This window comes from Hymenobacter sp. R533113 (assembly GCF_056835965.1).
This window is the reverse complement of the sequence record NZ_JAKWBD010000001.1, coordinates 218,915-235,403: the sequence shown is the minus strand read 5'-3', so window position 1 is coordinate 235,403 and position 16,489 is coordinate 218,915. Positions and strand designations below refer to the sequence as shown.

At 57.6% G+C, this 16,489-nt stretch carries 12 protein-coding genes and 1 pseudogene; 7 read left to right on the top strand and 6 right to left on the bottom strand.

Annotation, left to right across the window (positions count from 1 at the left end):
• Positions 1 to 122: 122 nt before the first annotated feature.
• Positions 123 to 461 (bottom strand): DoxX family protein, encoded by a 339-nt coding sequence (locus MKZ35_RS01040; protein WP_482511376.1) that lies wholly within the window; start codon positions 459 to 461, stop codon positions 123 to 125.
• Positions 462 to 466: 5 nt separating this feature from the next.
• Complete coding sequence (locus MKZ35_RS01035) at positions 467 to 817, bottom strand: DoxX family protein (protein WP_482511375.1); 351 nt, start codon at positions 815 to 817, stop codon at positions 467 to 469.
• Between the two features lie 344 nt (positions 818 to 1,161).
• On the opposite strand from MKZ35_RS01035, the gene MKZ35_RS01030 reads away from it, so the two are divergent.
• Entirely contained in the window at positions 1,162 to 2,178 is a 1,017-nt protein-coding gene (locus MKZ35_RS01030) for a hypothetical protein (RefSeq protein ID WP_482511374.1), read from the top strand.
• 75 nt (positions 2,179 to 2,253) lie between these two features.
• Here MKZ35_RS01030 and MKZ35_RS01025 read toward each other — a convergent pair whose 3' ends face one another.
• Positions 2,254 to 2,865: a hypothetical protein gene (locus MKZ35_RS01025; RefSeq protein ID WP_482511373.1), complete on the bottom strand. Its 612-nt coding sequence runs from the start codon at positions 2,863 to 2,865 to the stop codon at positions 2,254 to 2,256.
• 150 nt (positions 2,866 to 3,015) lie between these two features.
• Between MKZ35_RS01025 and MKZ35_RS01020 the strand changes: the two genes are divergently transcribed.
• The 5 genes and pseudogenes from MKZ35_RS01020 (at position 3,016) to MKZ35_RS01000 (ending at position 8,080) form a co-directional block, all read left to right on the top strand.
• Positions 3,016 to 3,609, top strand: coding sequence for a HupE/UreJ family protein (locus MKZ35_RS01020; RefSeq protein WP_482511372.1), 594 nt, complete (start codon positions 3,016 to 3,018; stop codon positions 3,607 to 3,609).
• A 124-nt stretch (positions 3,610 to 3,733) separates the two neighbouring features.
• Positions 3,734 to 6,112, top strand: a complete 2,379-nt coding sequence (locus tag MKZ35_RS01015) for a M1 family metallopeptidase (RefSeq protein WP_482511371.1) — start codon at positions 3,734 to 3,736, stop codon at positions 6,110 to 6,112.
• A gap of 94 nt (positions 6,113 to 6,206) precedes the next feature.
• Entirely contained in the window at positions 6,207 to 6,581 is a 375-nt protein-coding gene (locus tag MKZ35_RS01010) for a DHCW motif cupin fold protein (protein WP_482511370.1), read from the top strand.
• A 76-nt stretch (positions 6,582 to 6,657) separates the two neighbouring features.
• A pseudogene (locus tag MKZ35_RS01005) lies at positions 6,658 to 7,670 on the top strand (IS701 family transposase).
• A gap of 35 nt (positions 7,671 to 7,705) precedes the next feature.
• Positions 7,706 to 8,080 (top strand): PH domain-containing protein, encoded by a 375-nt coding sequence (locus MKZ35_RS01000; protein WP_482511369.1) that lies wholly within the window; start codon positions 7,706 to 7,708, stop codon positions 8,078 to 8,080.
• A gap of 122 nt (positions 8,081 to 8,202) precedes the next feature.
• Here MKZ35_RS01000 and MKZ35_RS00995 read toward each other — a convergent pair whose 3' ends face one another.
• The 3 genes from MKZ35_RS00995 to MKZ35_RS00985 form a co-directional block, all read right to left on the bottom strand.
• Positions 8,203 to 10,659, bottom strand: coding sequence for a bifunctional YncE family protein/alkaline phosphatase family protein (locus MKZ35_RS00995; RefSeq protein WP_482511368.1), 2,457 nt, complete (start codon positions 10,657 to 10,659; stop codon positions 8,203 to 8,205).
• A gap of 143 nt (positions 10,660 to 10,802) precedes the next feature.
• Complete coding sequence (locus MKZ35_RS00990) at positions 10,803 to 11,483, bottom strand: TonB-dependent receptor domain-containing protein (RefSeq protein WP_482511367.1); 681 nt, start codon at positions 11,481 to 11,483, stop codon at positions 10,803 to 10,805.
• Positions 11,456 to 13,018, bottom strand: coding sequence for a TonB-dependent receptor family protein (locus MKZ35_RS00985; RefSeq protein WP_482511366.1), 1,563 nt, complete (start codon positions 13,016 to 13,018; stop codon positions 11,456 to 11,458). The genes MKZ35_RS00990 and MKZ35_RS00985 overlap by 28 nt, the downstream gene beginning before the upstream one ends.
• A gap of 483 nt (positions 13,019 to 13,501) precedes the next feature.
• Between MKZ35_RS00985 and MKZ35_RS00980 the strand changes: the two genes are divergently transcribed.
• On the top strand, positions 13,502 to 16,435 hold the full coding sequence (locus MKZ35_RS00980) for an outer membrane beta-barrel protein (protein WP_482511365.1): 2,934 nt from the start codon (positions 13,502 to 13,504) through the stop codon (positions 16,433 to 16,435).
• Positions 16,436 to 16,489 lie beyond the last annotated feature (54 nt).

Genomic DNA, 16,489 nt, shown 5'->3' with positions numbered 1-16,489 from the left:
CCCCCAGCGTTGTGCTGGGGGGCTTTTTTGTGCAGAATAAATCAAAGATATTAAAAGAAATATTGCGCTTGGATGTGCTGGTTCTACAGGCTCATTTTGGCGTTGCTAATCCTTAAAACGAGTTATATAAGTTGCAGCGAGTTATACAGGATATAACCATTCAGCAGCGCAAACAGAAGCGAAGGCAACGACAGCCAAAAGCCATCTTTAATCTTGATTCTGACGCCAAAGCCTAACAGCATCAAAAGGGCCAAACCACCCGATGATATTGACAGAATTAGCGGCACTTTCATACCTACCAACAACCCCACTGCCCCTAGTATTTGGAGCGTTGCCGTGAGTGGGCCAAACTTTTCCAGGCCGTAGCGCTTGAATTCGTCCTTGAGGTGCTGGAAGGCGAAATAATGAATTCCAAAAAACAGGAAAGAGATGCTTGAAACCCAAATAGGAATGGTCTCCATTGAGCCTAAATGGTGATAACGCCCGCGTAAGCACCGGCAACAAGGAGCGACAACAGCAGCAGGAAAAACGACGGTACATACTTGTGCCAAGGGTTTTTCACCTTAATGTGGGCAACCTGCGCGCAGAGCATCAAAAAGGCCATCAGCAAGGCGGGAACAACTACTAGATCGGGATACCAAATACCCACAACAAGCAGAGTAGCCAGGACTATTTTGGTAGCACCGACCATCGTGCGCACCACATCGGGCAGTCCGTATTGCTTGAATTCCTTAACGATATTATCGAAGCGAAACACCCACACAATCACTATTGAAAAGGCCACTACAAGTTGGGCTGCTATGATTATTGGGCTCATAGTTGGGGTAAAGTTATGTTACGGATAGTCGAGCAGGTAGCAAACTCTTGCAGAGCCGTCTTCTGCTTACGTATTCCTTATTAAGCAGCGCAATGAATGTTCAAGGCAGGAATGTTTTTACTAAAGCCTGTACGTGTCACTAATGTTCAGCTTTAACCTTAATGCCGGTCGGTAGGCGTGATCCTGCATGCTCTGCCAGAAGAATATAGGTACCAGGGCGGGTGCTTACCGACCCGCCCCACTTCTGTTGCAGGCGTGTATATAATCTTTGCCTTGGGCAGTCGCTTCACACCGGGGTGCGTATAGCTAGTCAATTGAACTATTGACTTTTAACACCCATTTCTATGCTCCACCCTTTCTCTTTCCGTCGGCCAGGACTCGTTGTCCTGCCGCGCTTTATTCGTCTGGTTGCACTAGCCATTGGGTTGACCAGCGTGCTGCCCAGCTGCGTCAACGAAGACGGCACTATTCCTAACCCGTTTAATCCTGCCAAAGTAACCGTGGCCGAAGCGCGGCTGCACCCCGAAGGCGTGCAGTACGATGAGCTGAATCAGCGCTTCATCGTCAGCTCCCGCACGCAGGGGCGCATTGGCACCGTAAAGGACAACGGCACCTACCAGACCTTCGCCGACGATCCGCGCCTGGTATCTACTATCGGCCTGAACCTCGACTTGCCCCGGCAGCGCCTGCTGGCGGCCGTGTCGGATGGAGGAAGCAACACCAGCCGCTCGACGCCAGCTACGCTGCGGCAACTAGCCGGACTGGCCATCTTCAACTCCAACAACGGCAGCCTCCAGCGCTACGTGGATCTGGGCGCCCTGCGCCCCGGCCAGCAGCATTTTGCCAACGATATAACGGTTGACTTGCAAGGCAATGCTTACGTCACGGACAGCTTCTCCCCTATTATCTACAAAGTAGATCTACAAGGCAATGCCTCGGTGTTCCTGGAAAACCCACAGCTCAGTGGCGGCACGGGCTTTGGGCTGAATGGCATTGTGTTTCATCCGGGGGAAGGAGGCTTTTTGCTGGTAGCCAAAGCCAATGACGGGACGTTGTTTAAGGTGCCCATCAACAACCCCCAAAGCTTTACTACTGTGAGCAAAACGCAGAGCCTGGTAGGTGCCGATGGCCTGCTGTTGCTCACGCCCGAAACGCTGCTAGTAGTATCCGGTAGTCAGCAGACGGTGTTTCGCCTCAATAGCACCGATACCTGGGCCTCCGCCCGCGCTACCGGCAGCTTCGTTACGGGCGCCGTTGGCCCTACCACCATCACCCGCCGCAGCCTCACCGATGCGTATGTATTGTATCCGTACCAGGCTACTTCGCCGTTTTTTGAGATTGTGAAGGTTAATTTCATGTAGCCCAGCGGTATTCTGTTAGGTAACATAAAGCTTGCAGGCAATCATTCAGAGCTACAGTAAAAAGCCCCCCAGGCACTATCTGGGGGGCTTTTTACTGTAGCTTACCATCTCATTTGTTGTTGCCTTGACACTGAGTTTGCTGAAAAAAGATTCCCTCATACAGGCGGCTTCACTAAAGTGCTGCTGTCTCAGACGTCGCCTGTATTTAGCTGGGATAAGTTTGCCAGCCATATATGCCTGGTCTATAGCGAGCAGGCGAGCTTTATTATTGGAGGTAGAATGGATAATAAAGCCTGCAACTGTAGCGGCTAGGATAGGTATACCAAGTGGTGGTGAAATCGCCTTTTCAGCCGTTTGGGTGTAGCCACCATGACTAGTGGAAAGAGGTACAGTCAGAAACATTCCCGTGAAAAAGGGAATCACAAACGCATAGCCCGCACGTCGTTGCTTCAAAAATAAAGCGAGCAACGCGCCGGTAGTGTCCGCTTCAGATCCAGTTGGTTGATATGGCGGTAAATACCAGTCATTTACGAGCATCACTCCACCTGAAGCAGGGACAGGGGCTGGCGAAGGCGGGATGATTGTCTGAGCATGAAGCATCGTGCCGCAAAGCAGAAGGAACAGCGGTAGAAAGGCTTTGCTGAAGCGACAAGGAGCATTACAGGAAAGCATTATTACTACTCGCATGAGAAGAGGAAACCAGGGAATGGTGTAGATTCGGAAAAGTAGCTGGTCGGGTCCGAATAAAAAACTACGGCTCTGCCTTCTCGCTAAAAGGCACTGTTTGGTATTAATTCCCTGAAAAGCACACGTTAGAATAAATATTAGCTTTGCTGCATGTCCGTTTTCTCAACTTATCTACAGCTCGGCTTTTTCCACATTTTCAACCTGCAGGCCTACGACCACCTAGTGTTTCTGCTGGCCCTGTGTGCGCCTTACGTTTTGAGTGATTGGCGGCGGGTGGTGGCCCTGGTTACGAGCTTCACGGTGGGCCACAGCATCACGCTGGCGCTGGCTACGCTGGGCTTTGTGCAGTACAGCGCGGGCCTGATTGAGGTCTTAATTCCGGCTACCATTCTGCTTACCTGCCTGGTAAATATGAGCCGGGCCAGCCGCGACTTCAAGCGTAATCAGCCTATTATAGTGACCCTACCCAATGCCTTGGCAGCCATCTTCGGGCTGATTCACGGGCTGGGTTTCTCCAGTTATCTGCGCGAGCTGCTGGGGCAGAATACTCGCCCCGTGCTGGAGCTGCTGGCATTCAACATTGGCGTGGAAATAGGCCAGCTGCTGATTGTAACGCTCATTTTAATGTTAGGCTTTATCGTGCTACGCGGCTTTCGGGCCGCCCGTCGCGACTGGGTGCTGGTGATAAGTGGCGCGGCAGCCGGCATTGCCGTTATTCTGCTGCTGGGGAACTTCGCTGACTAAAAGCGTATTCTGGGGGCAAATTCCAACTTGTATAACGGTATTATATAGAGATTATCTGTTACGGAATCATTAAGTGGTTTTTTGTAAATTTGCTTTCCTCCTTCCTGATTTTCTGCTTGTTTTTATGTTGAGAAATCTTCTCTTGCTCGTCGGCTGCGTTGGCCTGAGCGCCGCGCCACTTCTGGCGCAAACGCCCTCCATCCAGAACATCAACTCCGGCACCGACAAATTTGCCCAGCTCGGCACGGAGCTGCCCACGCCCAATACGTTTCGGACGGCGTCGGGCGCGCCGGGCTCCCAGTACTGGCAGCAGCGCGCCGACTACGATATCAATGTGCGGCTCGACGACGAGAAGCAAGCCATTTCGGGCACCGAGGACATCACCTACACCAACCTCTCGCCCGACGTGCTGACTTACCTCTGGGTGCAGCTCGACCAGAATATCTACGCCCAAAACTCCATGACTACCTCCACGCAGACGGCCGAATTACAGCCGCGCATGTCGTTTGGAGCCATGGACTACTTAGCCCGCGCCGATTTTGATGGCGGGTATAAGATTGAATCAGTGAAGCAGAAAGGCGGCAAGGCACTGCCGCACGTGGTAAACCATACCATGATGCGTGTGGATCTGCCCCAGCCTTTGCAGCCCAAGCAGTCTTTCACGTTCAGCATTGTGTATCGCTACAATATCAACGACCAGCCTAAGCTTGGTGGTCGTTCGGGCTACGAGTATTTCCCCGAGGATAAAAACTACCTCTACGAAATTGCGCAGTTCTACCCCCGCATGGCCGTGTACGACGATGTGAACGGCTGGCAGCACAAGCAGTTTCTGGGCAGCGGTGAGTTTGCCCTGCCCTTCGGCAACTACAAGGTGAGCATCACCGCCCCCGCCGACCACGTGGTGGGCGCTACGGGCACGCTTCAAAACCCCGATCAGGTGCTTTCCACCACCCAGCGCAAGCGCCTGGCTCAGGCTACCGATGCCAAAAAGCCCGTGGTTGTCGTGACGCAAGCCGAGGCTGAGCAAGCCGAGAAAGGCCGCGCGAAAGGCACCAAGACCTGGAATTTTGCAGCTAAGAACGTGCGTGACTTCGCTTTCGCCAGCTCCCGCAAGTTTGTTTGGGATGCGATGGGTCTGAAGATCGAAGGCAAGCCGATTGTGGCCATGTCGTATTACCCGAAAGAGGGCAACCCGCTCTGGGGCCAATACTCGACGGAGGCCGTAGCGCACACGCTCAAAACCTACTCTAAGCGTACCATTCCGTATCAGTACCCGGTAGCTATTTCGGTGCACGGCTCTATTGGCGGCATGGAATACCCCATGCTTTCTTTCAATGGCTACCGCCCCGAGAAAGACGGCACGTATTCGGCCAGCACCAAATACGGCCTGATTTCGGTGATTATCCACGAAGTGGGTCACAACTTCTTCCCCATGATCGTGAACTCCGACGAGCGGCAGTGGACGTGGATGGACGAAGGTCTGAACACCTTTATGCAGTACCTCTCGGAGCAGGAATGGGAGCGTAACTATCCATCGCGCCGCGGCGAGCCGGCCAAAATCGTGGATTACATGCGCATGGATAAGAGCCTGCAAACCCCGATCATGACTAACTCGGAGTCGGTATTGCAGCTCGGCAACAACGCCTACGGCAAGCCCGCTACCGGCCTGAATATCCTGCGCGAAACCATTATGGGCCGCGAGCTATTCGATTATGCTTTCCAGGAGTACGCCCGCCGTTGGGCCTACAAGCACCCCACGCCCGCCGACTTCTTCCGCACCATGGAAGACGCCTCCGGTGTTGACCTCGACTGGTTCTGGCGCGGGTGGTTCTACACGAATGACCGCACCGACCTAGCTATTGAAGGCGTGAAGTGGTATACCGTCGATTCCAAAAACCCCGAAATTGAGAATGCCCGCAAGCGGCAGGAACTGAATGCTGAGCCGAAGACCTTGTCGCAGCAGCGCAACCTTCAGGATATCAAGCGCACCTTGGTAGACGATGAAAAGCCCGGCCTGAAGGACTTCTACAACACGTATGACCCCATCGCCACCACCGAGGCCGATAAACAGCGCTACCAGCAGTACGTAAAGACGCTGAAGCCCGAGCAGCAGAAGCGCCTCAATGAGGGTCTTCACTTCTACGAAGTGGGCCTGCGCAACATTGGCGGTTTGGTAATGCCCGTAGTCGTGCAAATGACCTATGAAGACGGCAAGCAGGAAGTGGTGAACATTCCGGCCGAAATCTGGCGGCGCAACAACGAGCAGGTGACCAAGGTATTCGTAACCGATAAGCCCGTGGTAGCCTTCACCCTCGACCCATTCCTGCAAACCGCCGACACGGACCTGAGCAACAACGCTTATCCGCGCAAATTGGCCCCCAGCCGCTTCGAGCTGTTTGAGCAGCAGCAGCGCCCGCAGTCCAACCCTATGCAACAGCAGCCCAGCGCCACGCAGCCGACCGTGCCAGCCAGCAGCGGTGCTACGGGCGGCGGTACGAATTAGAATTAACCAATTAAGAAACGCCAGATGACAATCATCTGGCGTTTTGTCTTTTGGGCTTTATCATCCCGTTCTGTTCACGCCCGTCGCACCCCTAATGACTATTCCTTTTCAAGTAACCGACTGGCAAGATATTCCCACCACTGAGCATCCCGGCGAAACCGGTATGGCTTACTGGCGCACGTTGCAGTTTGGCAATTTGCGGGTACGCATGGTCGAGCTCTCTCCTGGTTATAAAGCTGACCATTGGTGCCAAAAAGGTCATTTACTTTTCTTAACCGAAGGCGAGTTGACCACCGAACTAGCCGACGGCAGAATTTATCTCATGACCAAAGGCATGTCGTATAAAGTGTCGGATGAGCTAAGCTCACACCGCTCCTTTACTGAACACGGTGCTACCCTTATTATCGTAGATGGAGGCTTTCTGGCTCCCCAATCGGCTGACTCACTGGCTGCGGCGGCAGCTTGCTAAGAGCACATAACGGCTACTTTTTCTTTTAACTTAGGACTTACGCACTTAGTAGTAACTTGAGAAAAAGCCTGGCTTTATGGTGACGCAAGCGACTTACATCGAGTACCTGCTTAGTACGCCCCGCAATTATACGTGTACGCACTTGGCCGAGCACCTGTCGCAGGTGAGCCACGATCAAGTGAACCGATTTCTGCGCCGCAGCTCGTTTTCGCCCACGCAGTTGCGCGAGTTGGTCTTGCCCTTGCTCCACGACTCGCCGGAGGCCTTTTTGCTGGTCGATGATAGCGTGCAGGACAAGCGCTACAGTCGCTTCATTGAAGTAGCCAAACGCCAGTATTCGGGCAACGAACATGGCCTGGTCACCGGCATCTGCCTGGTTAACCTGGTCCACAGCAGCGGACAGGCCGGGGATTTTCTGCCCCTGGACTACCGCGTCTATGCCCCGGAGCTGGATGGCCTGACCAAAAACGAGCATTTCCAGGCCATGTTCGCCCACGTCGTGGCGGAAAATAAAATTCAGGCCCGCACGCTCCTGTTCGATGCCTGGTACAGCGGCAGCGACAACCTGAAGCTGATTCAGCGGGCCGGTTGGACGTTTTTCACGACCCTGAAAAGCAACCGGTTAGTGAGTGCCAGCAAAGAGGGGGCTACCAGTCCCTGGCCGACGTAGCCCCGCCGCCGGGTGGGTGGAGCACCGGCTTGGAAGTACGCTTGCAGAAGGTGCCGTTTGCGGTGCGCTTGTTCCGGCTGGTCGCCCCAAACGGCGACATTGAATGGGTCGTGACCAACAACTTCGCCTTTACGCTTACCCAACCGCTGGTCGAGGCCACCACCCGCACCCGCTGGCAGGTGGAAGAGTTTCACCGCAGCTTCAAGCAGCTGACCGGGGCCGAGAAATGCCAGTGCCGCCGTGCCCAGGCCCAGCGCAACCATCTGGCCTGCTGCTACCTGGCGTGGGTGTCCCTGCGCGAGTTTGCCCGATCAACGGCCCAAACGATTTATCAGGCCCACCAGCACCAATGGGCTCCCTACTTGAGCCAGCTGCTCGCCAAGCCCCTCATTCCTGCCCTGCTCCCCGCAAGTGCGTAAGTCCTATAACTTTTACCATTTCACCTTACTCACTTATGGGACTTCTCGACGGATTAATCGGCAATGCTTCGGAGAGCGATGCCCAGGAATTACAACAGGAACTCAGCCGCCTACTGGCCACTGACGAACGGGTAGAGAAAGCCTTCGTCATTATCCGCGATCAGCTTATTTTCACCAATAAGCGCCTGATTCTGGTGGATAAACAAGGAGTAACGGGTAAGAAAAAGGAGTTTCTGAGCGTACCCTACCGCAGCATTGAGCGCTTCTCCATGGAAACCACCGGCCATTTCGACCTCGACGCGGAGCTAAAAATCTGGGTGCGAGGCCAGACGGATGCTATCAGCAAAACCTTCCGCAACGACCGGAATATATACGACGTGAGCAAGGCCCTGGCTGATTACGCATTGTAGTCACAAGTAATTTCTAACACAGAAAAAGCCCCCAGAGCAGTCTGGGAGCTTTTTTGTTTTCACAAGCTCGATTAGAACGTCATGCAGAGCATTCCGCGCATGACGTTCTAAGGTAGGCTATTTTAATCCTCATCTTCCTCCTTCCCGGCCACAACGCGCACGAAGGAGCTTCTACGTGGCGCGGGCATTATGCTGTTCTCGCCGCGGATAGCACGCCAGATGTTTTCGTTGAAGGGGATGTCGGGGGCGGCATCTTCGCGGGAGAGGTCAAACTTTTCGGCTTCGCGGGAGCTGCGGTTGACGGCTACATTCTTGGCATTCAGGTCCACGTGGGCGGGAAGGGCGACGAAGGGCTCGGGGTCCGGCTTATTGGTGAAGCACTCCCACATGGGCACGGCCGCCGCGTCGTATTGGCTCATGGGGGGCAAACCCAGGATTAATTCCATCGTGCGCAGCATCCCGGAGGTAGAGTACATGGTGTGAATGACGGCCCCGCGCCGGACGTGGGGGCCGGCCAGGTAGGCCGTGCTGCGGTGGGCATCCACGTGGTCGGGGCCGTTTTGGGCGTCGTCTTCCACTACCATCACCACCGACTCTTTCCAGACCGGGCTTTGGGCTAAATGCTCGATCAGGCGACCCAGGGCCAAGTCGTTGTCGGCGGCGTAGGCCAGGGGCGTGCGGGCACCGAGCCGGGCACCGGCCGTATGGTCGTTGGGCAGGCGAATCACCTGAAACTGGGGTACCTGCCCCGCCGCCACGAGCTTATCGAAGTCCTGCTCCCAGATTTTCTCGCGGTCTACGTCCAGCACTTTCAGATCGTAGCTGGGATAATCGGCCGCGACGTGGCCTTCCAGGGCCTTGACGGTGGCTTTGCCTTTGGCCACGAACTCGCCGTAGCTGCGGTAGCTCACGCCGGCGCGCTGGCAGTAGTCCCAGATAAAGCCGTCTTTGGGCACGGCTACTTCGCCCCGGCCGCCCTCGTAGTCGTAGCTGCCGCCCCGGCCCGAGTAGTTGCTGGGCCAGGTTTTTTCCACGTAGTCGTTGGCGTAAGCGGCCGTGCTCCAGTTGTGGCCGTCGGCGCTGACTTCGGCATCCACGTAGAAATTATCGAGCAGTACGAACTCGCGGGCCAGAGCATGGTGGTTGGGCGTCACGTCTTCCCCGAACAAGCACAGACTTTTGTCGCCGTTGCCCTCGGGCATATCGCCCAATACCTGGTCGTAAGTGCGGTTTTCCTTGATGATGTAGAACACGTGCTTGATGGGCGAAGGCTGGCCCACGCGCTGGGGTACGGGGTTGCCTGCGGGCACATCGGGGGCCTGCTCGCGGGATTTGGTATAGGGCGTGTTGGCGTACACCTGGGTCGAAAAGCCCCCCAGCGTGGCCGCATCGGGCACGGGCAGCACCGAGAGGGAGCCGCGCAGCAGCCCGGCAATGTACTGGGTCGGCCGGGGGCCATTTTTGAGCGGGTTGGGGCCGTCCTGGCCGTTGGGGGCGGAAGCGCTGCCTTTGCCGTTGGTTAGCAGCAGCGTTTGGCCCGCGGTGCGCACGGCGGTAGGGTACCAGCCCGTCGGTATAAAGCCCAGGGACTTGCTTTTGGCCGGTTCGCGCACGTCGAATACGGCCAGACAGTTGTTGTCGGCGTTGGCGACAAAAAGCTGGGTTTCATCGGCTGAAAGCGTCACGCCGTTGGTGGTGCTGCCGGCGGGGGCGTTGGGAAACAGCGTGGTAGCCAAGGTTTCGATGACGCGGCCCGCGCGCGTATCCAGCACCGACACGGAGTTGCTGTTGGCGTTGGCCACGAATAAGCGGCGGCCGTCGCGGCTGATCGTCATATCATTAGGGTGACTTTCGACGGGAATCCGGGCCGTGAGGCGCTGCTGGCGCGGGTCGTACACGGCTACCGCCGACGCGCCCCAAAGGGAGATATAGAGGGCATTACCATCGGGCGCCAGGACGGCGGTGTAGGCCTCACTGCCCAGGGGCAGGCGGCGCACCAGGGCGCGGGTACGCAGGTCGTAGGTATACAGGGCGCTATCCTCGCGGGTGACGGCGTAGAGCAGCTGACGGCGCGCATCTACGGCCAGGCCGGCTACCCCTATTTTCTGCTTAGGCCACTCGTTTCCTAACACGATGGCACTGTCGGGCACCAGCTTCTGGCCTTCTATCTTGAAGCAATAAATGCGGTTTTTTTGCCCCCCGGAAGCATAAATCGTCTTTTCCTCGGGCCCAAAAGCTAGCCCCACCCAACCAGCTTTGATGACTTGCTCATCAAGCACGGCACCGGAAGTAGGATTCAGCAATTGCACCGAATTTGCCCCCCAGCCGCAGTTGATAACGGCCGCCAGCTTGTTACTAGGACTCACCACCAGATTCAGGGGCAAATCCCCAAGCGGCACTTGGCGGCCAGCGGGGGCCAATTTCCAGCCGTTGGGCAGGAGCGTTTGCTGCGTGGCCGCCACTGGCCCCGGCAGTACCGGCGCAGCGGCCGTTTCCGGGGCCTTATCCGGGCGCGTTGTGGAGGCGCAGCCGGCTAGCAGCAAGCCCAGAACGGGGACGAGTAAGGCAGAAAGTTTCATAGGTAGTGAGGGTTTTGTAGGGGCGGCTCGCAGCCGCCCGGCGTTGGCTGATGTTGGCATTTGGTTGAATAACGAGCGGCACGGGCACCCACTACCGCGCGGGAAAATGGGCGGCTGCGAGCCGCCCCTACGCGTAATCAGCTTCAAAACGTTACATCCAGGCCAGCGGTGAGCAGCCTTGGCGTGCCTACGCGAATACCCTGAGGGCGGCGGGAGGCAATGTAGCGCTCATCCGTGAGGTTTTTGCCGGCTAAGCTCAAGCTCACATGGTCGCCGGGCAGGCGGTAGAGGATGGTGGCATCGAGCAGGCCATAGGCAGGCAGGCGACCGGTGCGGCCATTGGCCGTGGCGGGCACCGTATTCAGCTCGTCGGTGTACTGCTGGCCGACGTAGGTGCCGGTCAGGCGCAGGCTCAGACCGCGCAGGGGCTCGGCGCTGAGGCCACCCGAGAGCAACACGTTGGGGGCATAGGGCGTCTGATTACCCTTAATGTTGCGCTGCTCATTGGTGGGCGTCGCGGCGAGGCGGTCGTCGGTGTAAGTGGCCTTCACATAGGTTGCTTTCACATCCAATAGTACGGGCCGGGCCAGGGTCAGCAGCTCGCCAAAATGGAGCGCCAGGCTGCCCTCCGCGCCTAGGTGACGGATGGCACCCCCATTCAGGAAGCCCGCCCCCGCGTTGCCCGACGACAGCGAGACGGGAATAATCTGATTCGAGAAATCCATCACAAAGCCGGTTACTTCCGCGTCCAGACCAGGCAGCGGGCGGGCGCGGGTGCCCAGCTCGTAGTTCCAGCTCAGCTCAGCATCGAGCTGGAGGGCCACGCCGGCACCGGAAATAGCGTCCTTGATGCGCGGGGGGCAAATCCGCGGTGGACGCCCGCGAATAGCGTGGCCCGGTCGCTGAGCGTGTAGTTCAGGCCCGCGCCCGGAATCAGGGCCGTGACGCTGCTTTCGGCCACGACTACGGTGTCGCGCACCTGGTTGCGGCCATTTATCGAAAACAGGCCGCGCCGGATGTCGCGCTCGTAGGCGAAACGCTCCCCGCGCAGGCCAGTTGTAGCCGCCAAGCGGTCAGTGAGCTGGAGCTTGTTTTGCGCGAAGGCGCTGAAAGCCAGCCCCTTACGAATCTCGAAGTCGCGCTGATCGCCGCCGCGGGCGTCGGCTTTTTTGCCTACTATATATTGTTCCTCGGCTTGCTCGTGGAGAACGCGCACGCCCGTAGTCAGGTCGCCGTTCAGGCTGCCGAGCGTGTAGTTTAAGGTCAGGCGCGGCTCCAGGCCAGCCACCTGAAACTGGCGGTTGCGGTGGCCGTTGCTGTTTAGCATAAACACCGCCCCGCCGGGCACTTCCGGGTCGCCCCACACCACCCCGGTCTGGTTGGCGGCCGTGGGCGAGGACGAGAAATCCTGGCGCTGCCAGTTGCGGCTGGTGGTGTAGCCGAAGGCGGTGGTACTGAGCTGCACCCGGTCGGAGAGGCGGACGGTGTGGCCGGCGCTGACCGAGTAGCGCCGCACGGGCAGACGGTCGTCGGGGGCCAATTGTTCGTAATCCTGGTCGCCCCGGTCGTATTGGGTTTGGGTCAGGCCCAGGTAAGAGGCGTTGCTGAACTCGTCGTAGGCGCCCAGATTGAGGCGCAGGGTCTGGCGCGCCGTCAGGGCTACGGTGAGCTTGGCGCTCAGATCGTGCAGGCGAAACTGCACCGGCCCGAGGTTATCAGCCCGCTTGTGCAGGTAGGTCACGATCAGGCCGGTGTTGCCAAAAGTATTGCCGTAGCTGGCCAGGCCCGAGAAATAGCCGCGCCCGCCCCCGCGTACCCGTACGGTAGTCAGCGCCTGCGTGGGCGCGTCGGCCGTGAGGTAGTTGATGACCCCACCGATGGTCTGGGGACCAAACTGAATCTGCCCACTGCCTTTGAGCACTTCTACCCCAGCCATGCGGTCGATGACGGGCGTGTAGTACAACTCCGGCTCGCCGTAGGGTGCCAGGGCCACCGGCACGCCGTCTTCGAGGATGAGCACCGTGCGGGAGCGGTCGGGGTCGAGGCCGCGAATACCGATGTTGGCCCGCAAACCCACCCCCTCCTCGTCCACCACGTTCAGGCCGGGCACCCGCCGAAATACCTCATTGCTGCTCACGGGCGCCAGCAGCCGAATTTCCTTGGCTGATACCTTACTTACTGAGCCGGGAATGTTCGTAAACAGCTCATTCTGCTGACTGCCCAGAATCGTGACTTCGGGAATACGAACCCGCCGCGTCGTGTCGGCTTCGGGCGTTGCGGAAGTCTGGGCGGCGGCTGGAGCGGCTACTAAACAGATCGCAGCTAAGTGCGGGTAGAAACTAAGTAACCGTGAACTCATTGAGCAGAAATAGAGCAGGATGCGGAGCAAAGCTAGAGCACCAAAGACACGTTATTCCAGAATATTTTATAGTTAATATAGATATAACATAACGTTAACTTTCCACTACGCTAACGTGAACGCAGCTTATCACCAATCCAAGAAGTGAGCACGCATCAGGCGATACTAGTAGCAAACCATAGCTTAAAACCAATAGTCAATCTTAAATTAATCAAGACATAATATACGTTTCATCAATGTTAACACACTGTTAACCAACAATAAAGCTTATGTAAAGCATACGAATAGGTAAGCAAAACCATACAAAGGTGAGATACTTTTGGGTACCAATCCATCTAACCTCTTTCACTTTGTATGACACCTATTCTACTGCCATCTAGGCAACGGCCCCGCGTAGCAGTAGCGCTCCTATGGGCGCTGGTCCTCTTGTGTCTTTATCTTCCGGCACGAGCCCAATCCACGGATGCATCTATCGCGGGCTTTGTGCAAGATGCTCAGGGTGAGGCCGTACCCGGCGCGACAGTTGTGGTTAAAAACACCTCCACTGGCTTCCAGACCGGCGTAGCGACAAGCGCAGACGGGCGCTACGCCTTGCGCCAACTGCCCCTGGGCGGACCCTACGAGATTAACGTTAGTTTCGTAGGATTTGCCCCCCAGCAGCGCACGGGCTACACCCTGAACCAGGGCGACCGGATAGCGGTGGATTTCAAGCTCAGCGAGTCGGCCGCCCAGCTGCAGGAGGTGGTGGTGACGGAGAATGCCCTGACGAGCCGGGTCGACCGCCTGGGCAGCAGCACCGCCATCACGGCGCAGGCCATAAGCCGCCTGCCCGCCCTTAACCGCGATTTTACCAGTCTAGCTGACTTGGCACCTACCTCAAACGGCCGCAGCGTCGGCAGCCAGTTGCCCTCCTCCACTAACTACCTGGTTGACGGCCTGAGCGCCCGGAATATGCTCACCAGCGGGCCGATAGGTCGCGGCCCTTACACGCTGTCGTTGGAGGCCATCCGGGAATTTGAAGTCGCCTATAATGTGTACGACGTGACCCAGGGCCGGCAGGGCGGTGCCTCCATCAGCGCGGCTACGAAGTCGGGGACCAACACCTTTACGGGTTCGGCCTTTACGTATCACCGCGCCGACTGGCTGGCCAACCCGCGCGACATCCGGGGCAACGAGCGCACCGTGGATTTCAGCACCACCCAGTACGGCTTTAGCCTCGGCGGGCCTGTTATTAAGGATAAGCTGCACTTCTTCGTGGCCCTGGACCGGCAGCAGCAGGCCTTGCCCTTTTTCATTGCGGACATTCAGCGGGCCGACGACGAGCAGGCTTTAGGTATTACCCGCAGCGTACTGGACAGCGTGCTGACTATCGGACGGGAAAAGTATGGCCTGAGCAGTGAGCGCCAAACCGGCTCGTTTGACCGCCAGACCGTAGCTAATACCATTTTCGCCCGCCTTGACTGGCAGATCAACGACAAGCACCGGCTCACGCTGCGCAACAACTACAGCGACTGGGATAACCCCACCAGCACCAACGACAACTCCCGCATCAACCTCTACGAAACCTGGGCGGGCTTCAGCTCCCGCGAGAACAGCACGGCGCTGTCCTTGCGCTCTACGTTTTCCAGTAAGCTGCTCAATGAGCTGAAAATGCAGTACGTGTACTCGTACAACGCCATCGAGCCCAACTCCCAACTGCCGGCCAATAATATTCCGCGGGCCATCGTGACGGTGCGCTCGGTACTGCCCGACGGCCGGACGGGCCAGACCGACGTGCAGCTGGGCGGGCAGCGCTTCACGCCCGAAACCCAGCAGGTCAATCAACTCCAGTTGGTAAACACGAGCTACCTCACGGCCGGCCGCTTCAACTTCACCTTCGGTACGGATAACATGCTCACGTTCCTGGACAATTACGTGTCGAATGAGCAGAACGGGCGCTTTATCTTCAACAGCCTACGCGAATTCAATAACCTTAATCCTTCCCGCTACGCCCGCGAGGTGCCCCTGAACGGCATTCCCGACGTGCAGCATGCTGTGTTGGACGCCTCTTTGTTCGCCCAGGCCCTCTACAACCCCCACCCCGACGTGACGGCCCAGCTGGGGGTGCGCTACGACGTAACCAGCTACCTCACGCCCGCCGCCTACAACCCGCTGGTGGATCAGGAGCTGGGTTTGCGCACCGACGCGCAGATTACCGATTGGAACAACATCCAGCCCCGCTTGCAGCTGACCTGGGACGTGGGGGGCAAAAGCCGCAATATCTTCCGCCTGGGCGGGGGCGTGTTCTCGGCCTACGTCATCAACTACGCCCAGCTGAACAATATTCAGAACGATGGCACCCAGATTGCGGCCATCGACGTGACCAGGCCCAACAACCCTGCCGCGCCCAACCCCGTGCCCCGGCCCGACTTTCCCAGCTACCGCCAGGACCCCTCTACGGTGCCGGGCGTGCCGGCCGGCACTACCTCGGTAGCGACCATCAACCTGACGGACCCCAATTTTGAGGTGCCCACCGTGTACAAGGCCAATCTGAGCTACAACCGCATCGTGAACGAGTGGCTGCGGGTGGGCGTGAACGCACTGGTGTCGCGCACTAACAACAACTACGTGTACCTAGACGGCAACCTGCGCGATGAGCCGGATTTCCGGCTGGCTAACGAGGACAACCGGGGCGTGTTCGTGCCCGCCAGCTCTATTTCGAGCCGGGGCCAGACCAACAACGTGCTCAGCCGCCGCTCCCCGCTGGTGGGCCGCACCCTGATTCTGACCAACGGCGCTAAGCTACGTACCGCTTCTCTCATCGTGGACGCGCAGGTGGAACTACCCAAAATCGGGGCATTCAACGCCAGCTACACGCTGAATGATGCCCGCGACAACACTTCCTACAACGGCAACGTGGCCAACACCTCCACGTTCCGACCCGTGAAGAGCGACCCGCGCAGCCTCTCGGAGCTGAATTACTCCGACAATCATTTCCGCCATAAAGTGGTGCTCTACGGGGTGTCGCCGGTGTGGAAAGGGTTTAGCCTAAATGCCCGCTTCAGCGGCATTAGCGGCACGCGCTACTCCCTGCTGGTGGCCGGCGACATCAACGGCGACTTCGTGGGCCAGACCGGCGTACGCAATGACCTGGCCTTCGTGCCCGACCCGAACGACCCCAACACGCCCGAGAACATCCGCGCCGATCTCAACCGCCTGCTGAACGAGTCGGACAGCCGCGCCAAAGACTACATCCGGGAGAGCTTCGGCAAAATCGCGGACCGCAACGGCGGCGAAAACAAGCAGCTGACGGGCGTAGTAGACGTGCGTTTGCTGAAAACCATTAAGACGTTTAAAACACAGGCCCTGGAGTTGTCCATCGACGTGTTCAACTTCGCCAACCTGCTGAATAAGGATTGGGGGGCAATTTTAACTTAAGTAATGTAAATGGGAATTTACTAAACGTCGCGGGCTTCGACCAAGGAACGCAGC

What these genes read in the sequence shown, in the direction of transcription:
- MKZ35_RS01040 (WP_482511376.1), bottom strand. Translation starts at nt 461, where the DNA reads ATGGAGACCATTCCTATTTGGGTTTCAAGCATCTCTTTCCTGTTTTTT.
- MKZ35_RS01035 (WP_482511375.1), bottom strand. Translation starts at nt 817, where the DNA reads ATGAGCCCAATAATCATAGCAGCCCAACTTGTAGTGGCCTTTTCAATA.
- MKZ35_RS01030 (WP_482511374.1), top strand. Translation starts at nt 1,162, where the DNA reads ATGCTCCACCCTTTCTCTTTCCGTCGGCCAGGACTCGTTGTCCTGCCG.
- MKZ35_RS01025 (WP_482511373.1), bottom strand. Translation starts at nt 2,865, where the DNA reads ATGCGAGTAGTAATAATGCTTTCCTGTAATGCTCCTTGTCGCTTCAGC.
- MKZ35_RS01020 (WP_482511372.1), top strand. Translation starts at nt 3,016, where the DNA reads ATGTCCGTTTTCTCAACTTATCTACAGCTCGGCTTTTTCCACATTTTC.
- MKZ35_RS01015 (WP_482511371.1), top strand. Translation starts at nt 3,734, where the DNA reads ATGTTGAGAAATCTTCTCTTGCTCGTCGGCTGCGTTGGCCTGAGCGCC.
- MKZ35_RS01010 (WP_482511370.1), top strand. Translation starts at nt 6,207, where the DNA reads ATGACTATTCCTTTTCAAGTAACCGACTGGCAAGATATTCCCACCACT.
- MKZ35_RS01000 (WP_482511369.1), top strand. Translation starts at nt 7,706, where the DNA reads ATGGGACTTCTCGACGGATTAATCGGCAATGCTTCGGAGAGCGATGCC.
- MKZ35_RS00995 (WP_482511368.1), bottom strand. Translation starts at nt 10,659, where the DNA reads ATGAAACTTTCTGCCTTACTCGTCCCCGTTCTGGGCTTGCTGCTAGCC.
- MKZ35_RS00985 (WP_482511366.1), bottom strand. Translation starts at nt 13,018, where the DNA reads ATGAGTTCACGGTTACTTAGTTTCTACCCGCACTTAGCTGCGATCTGT.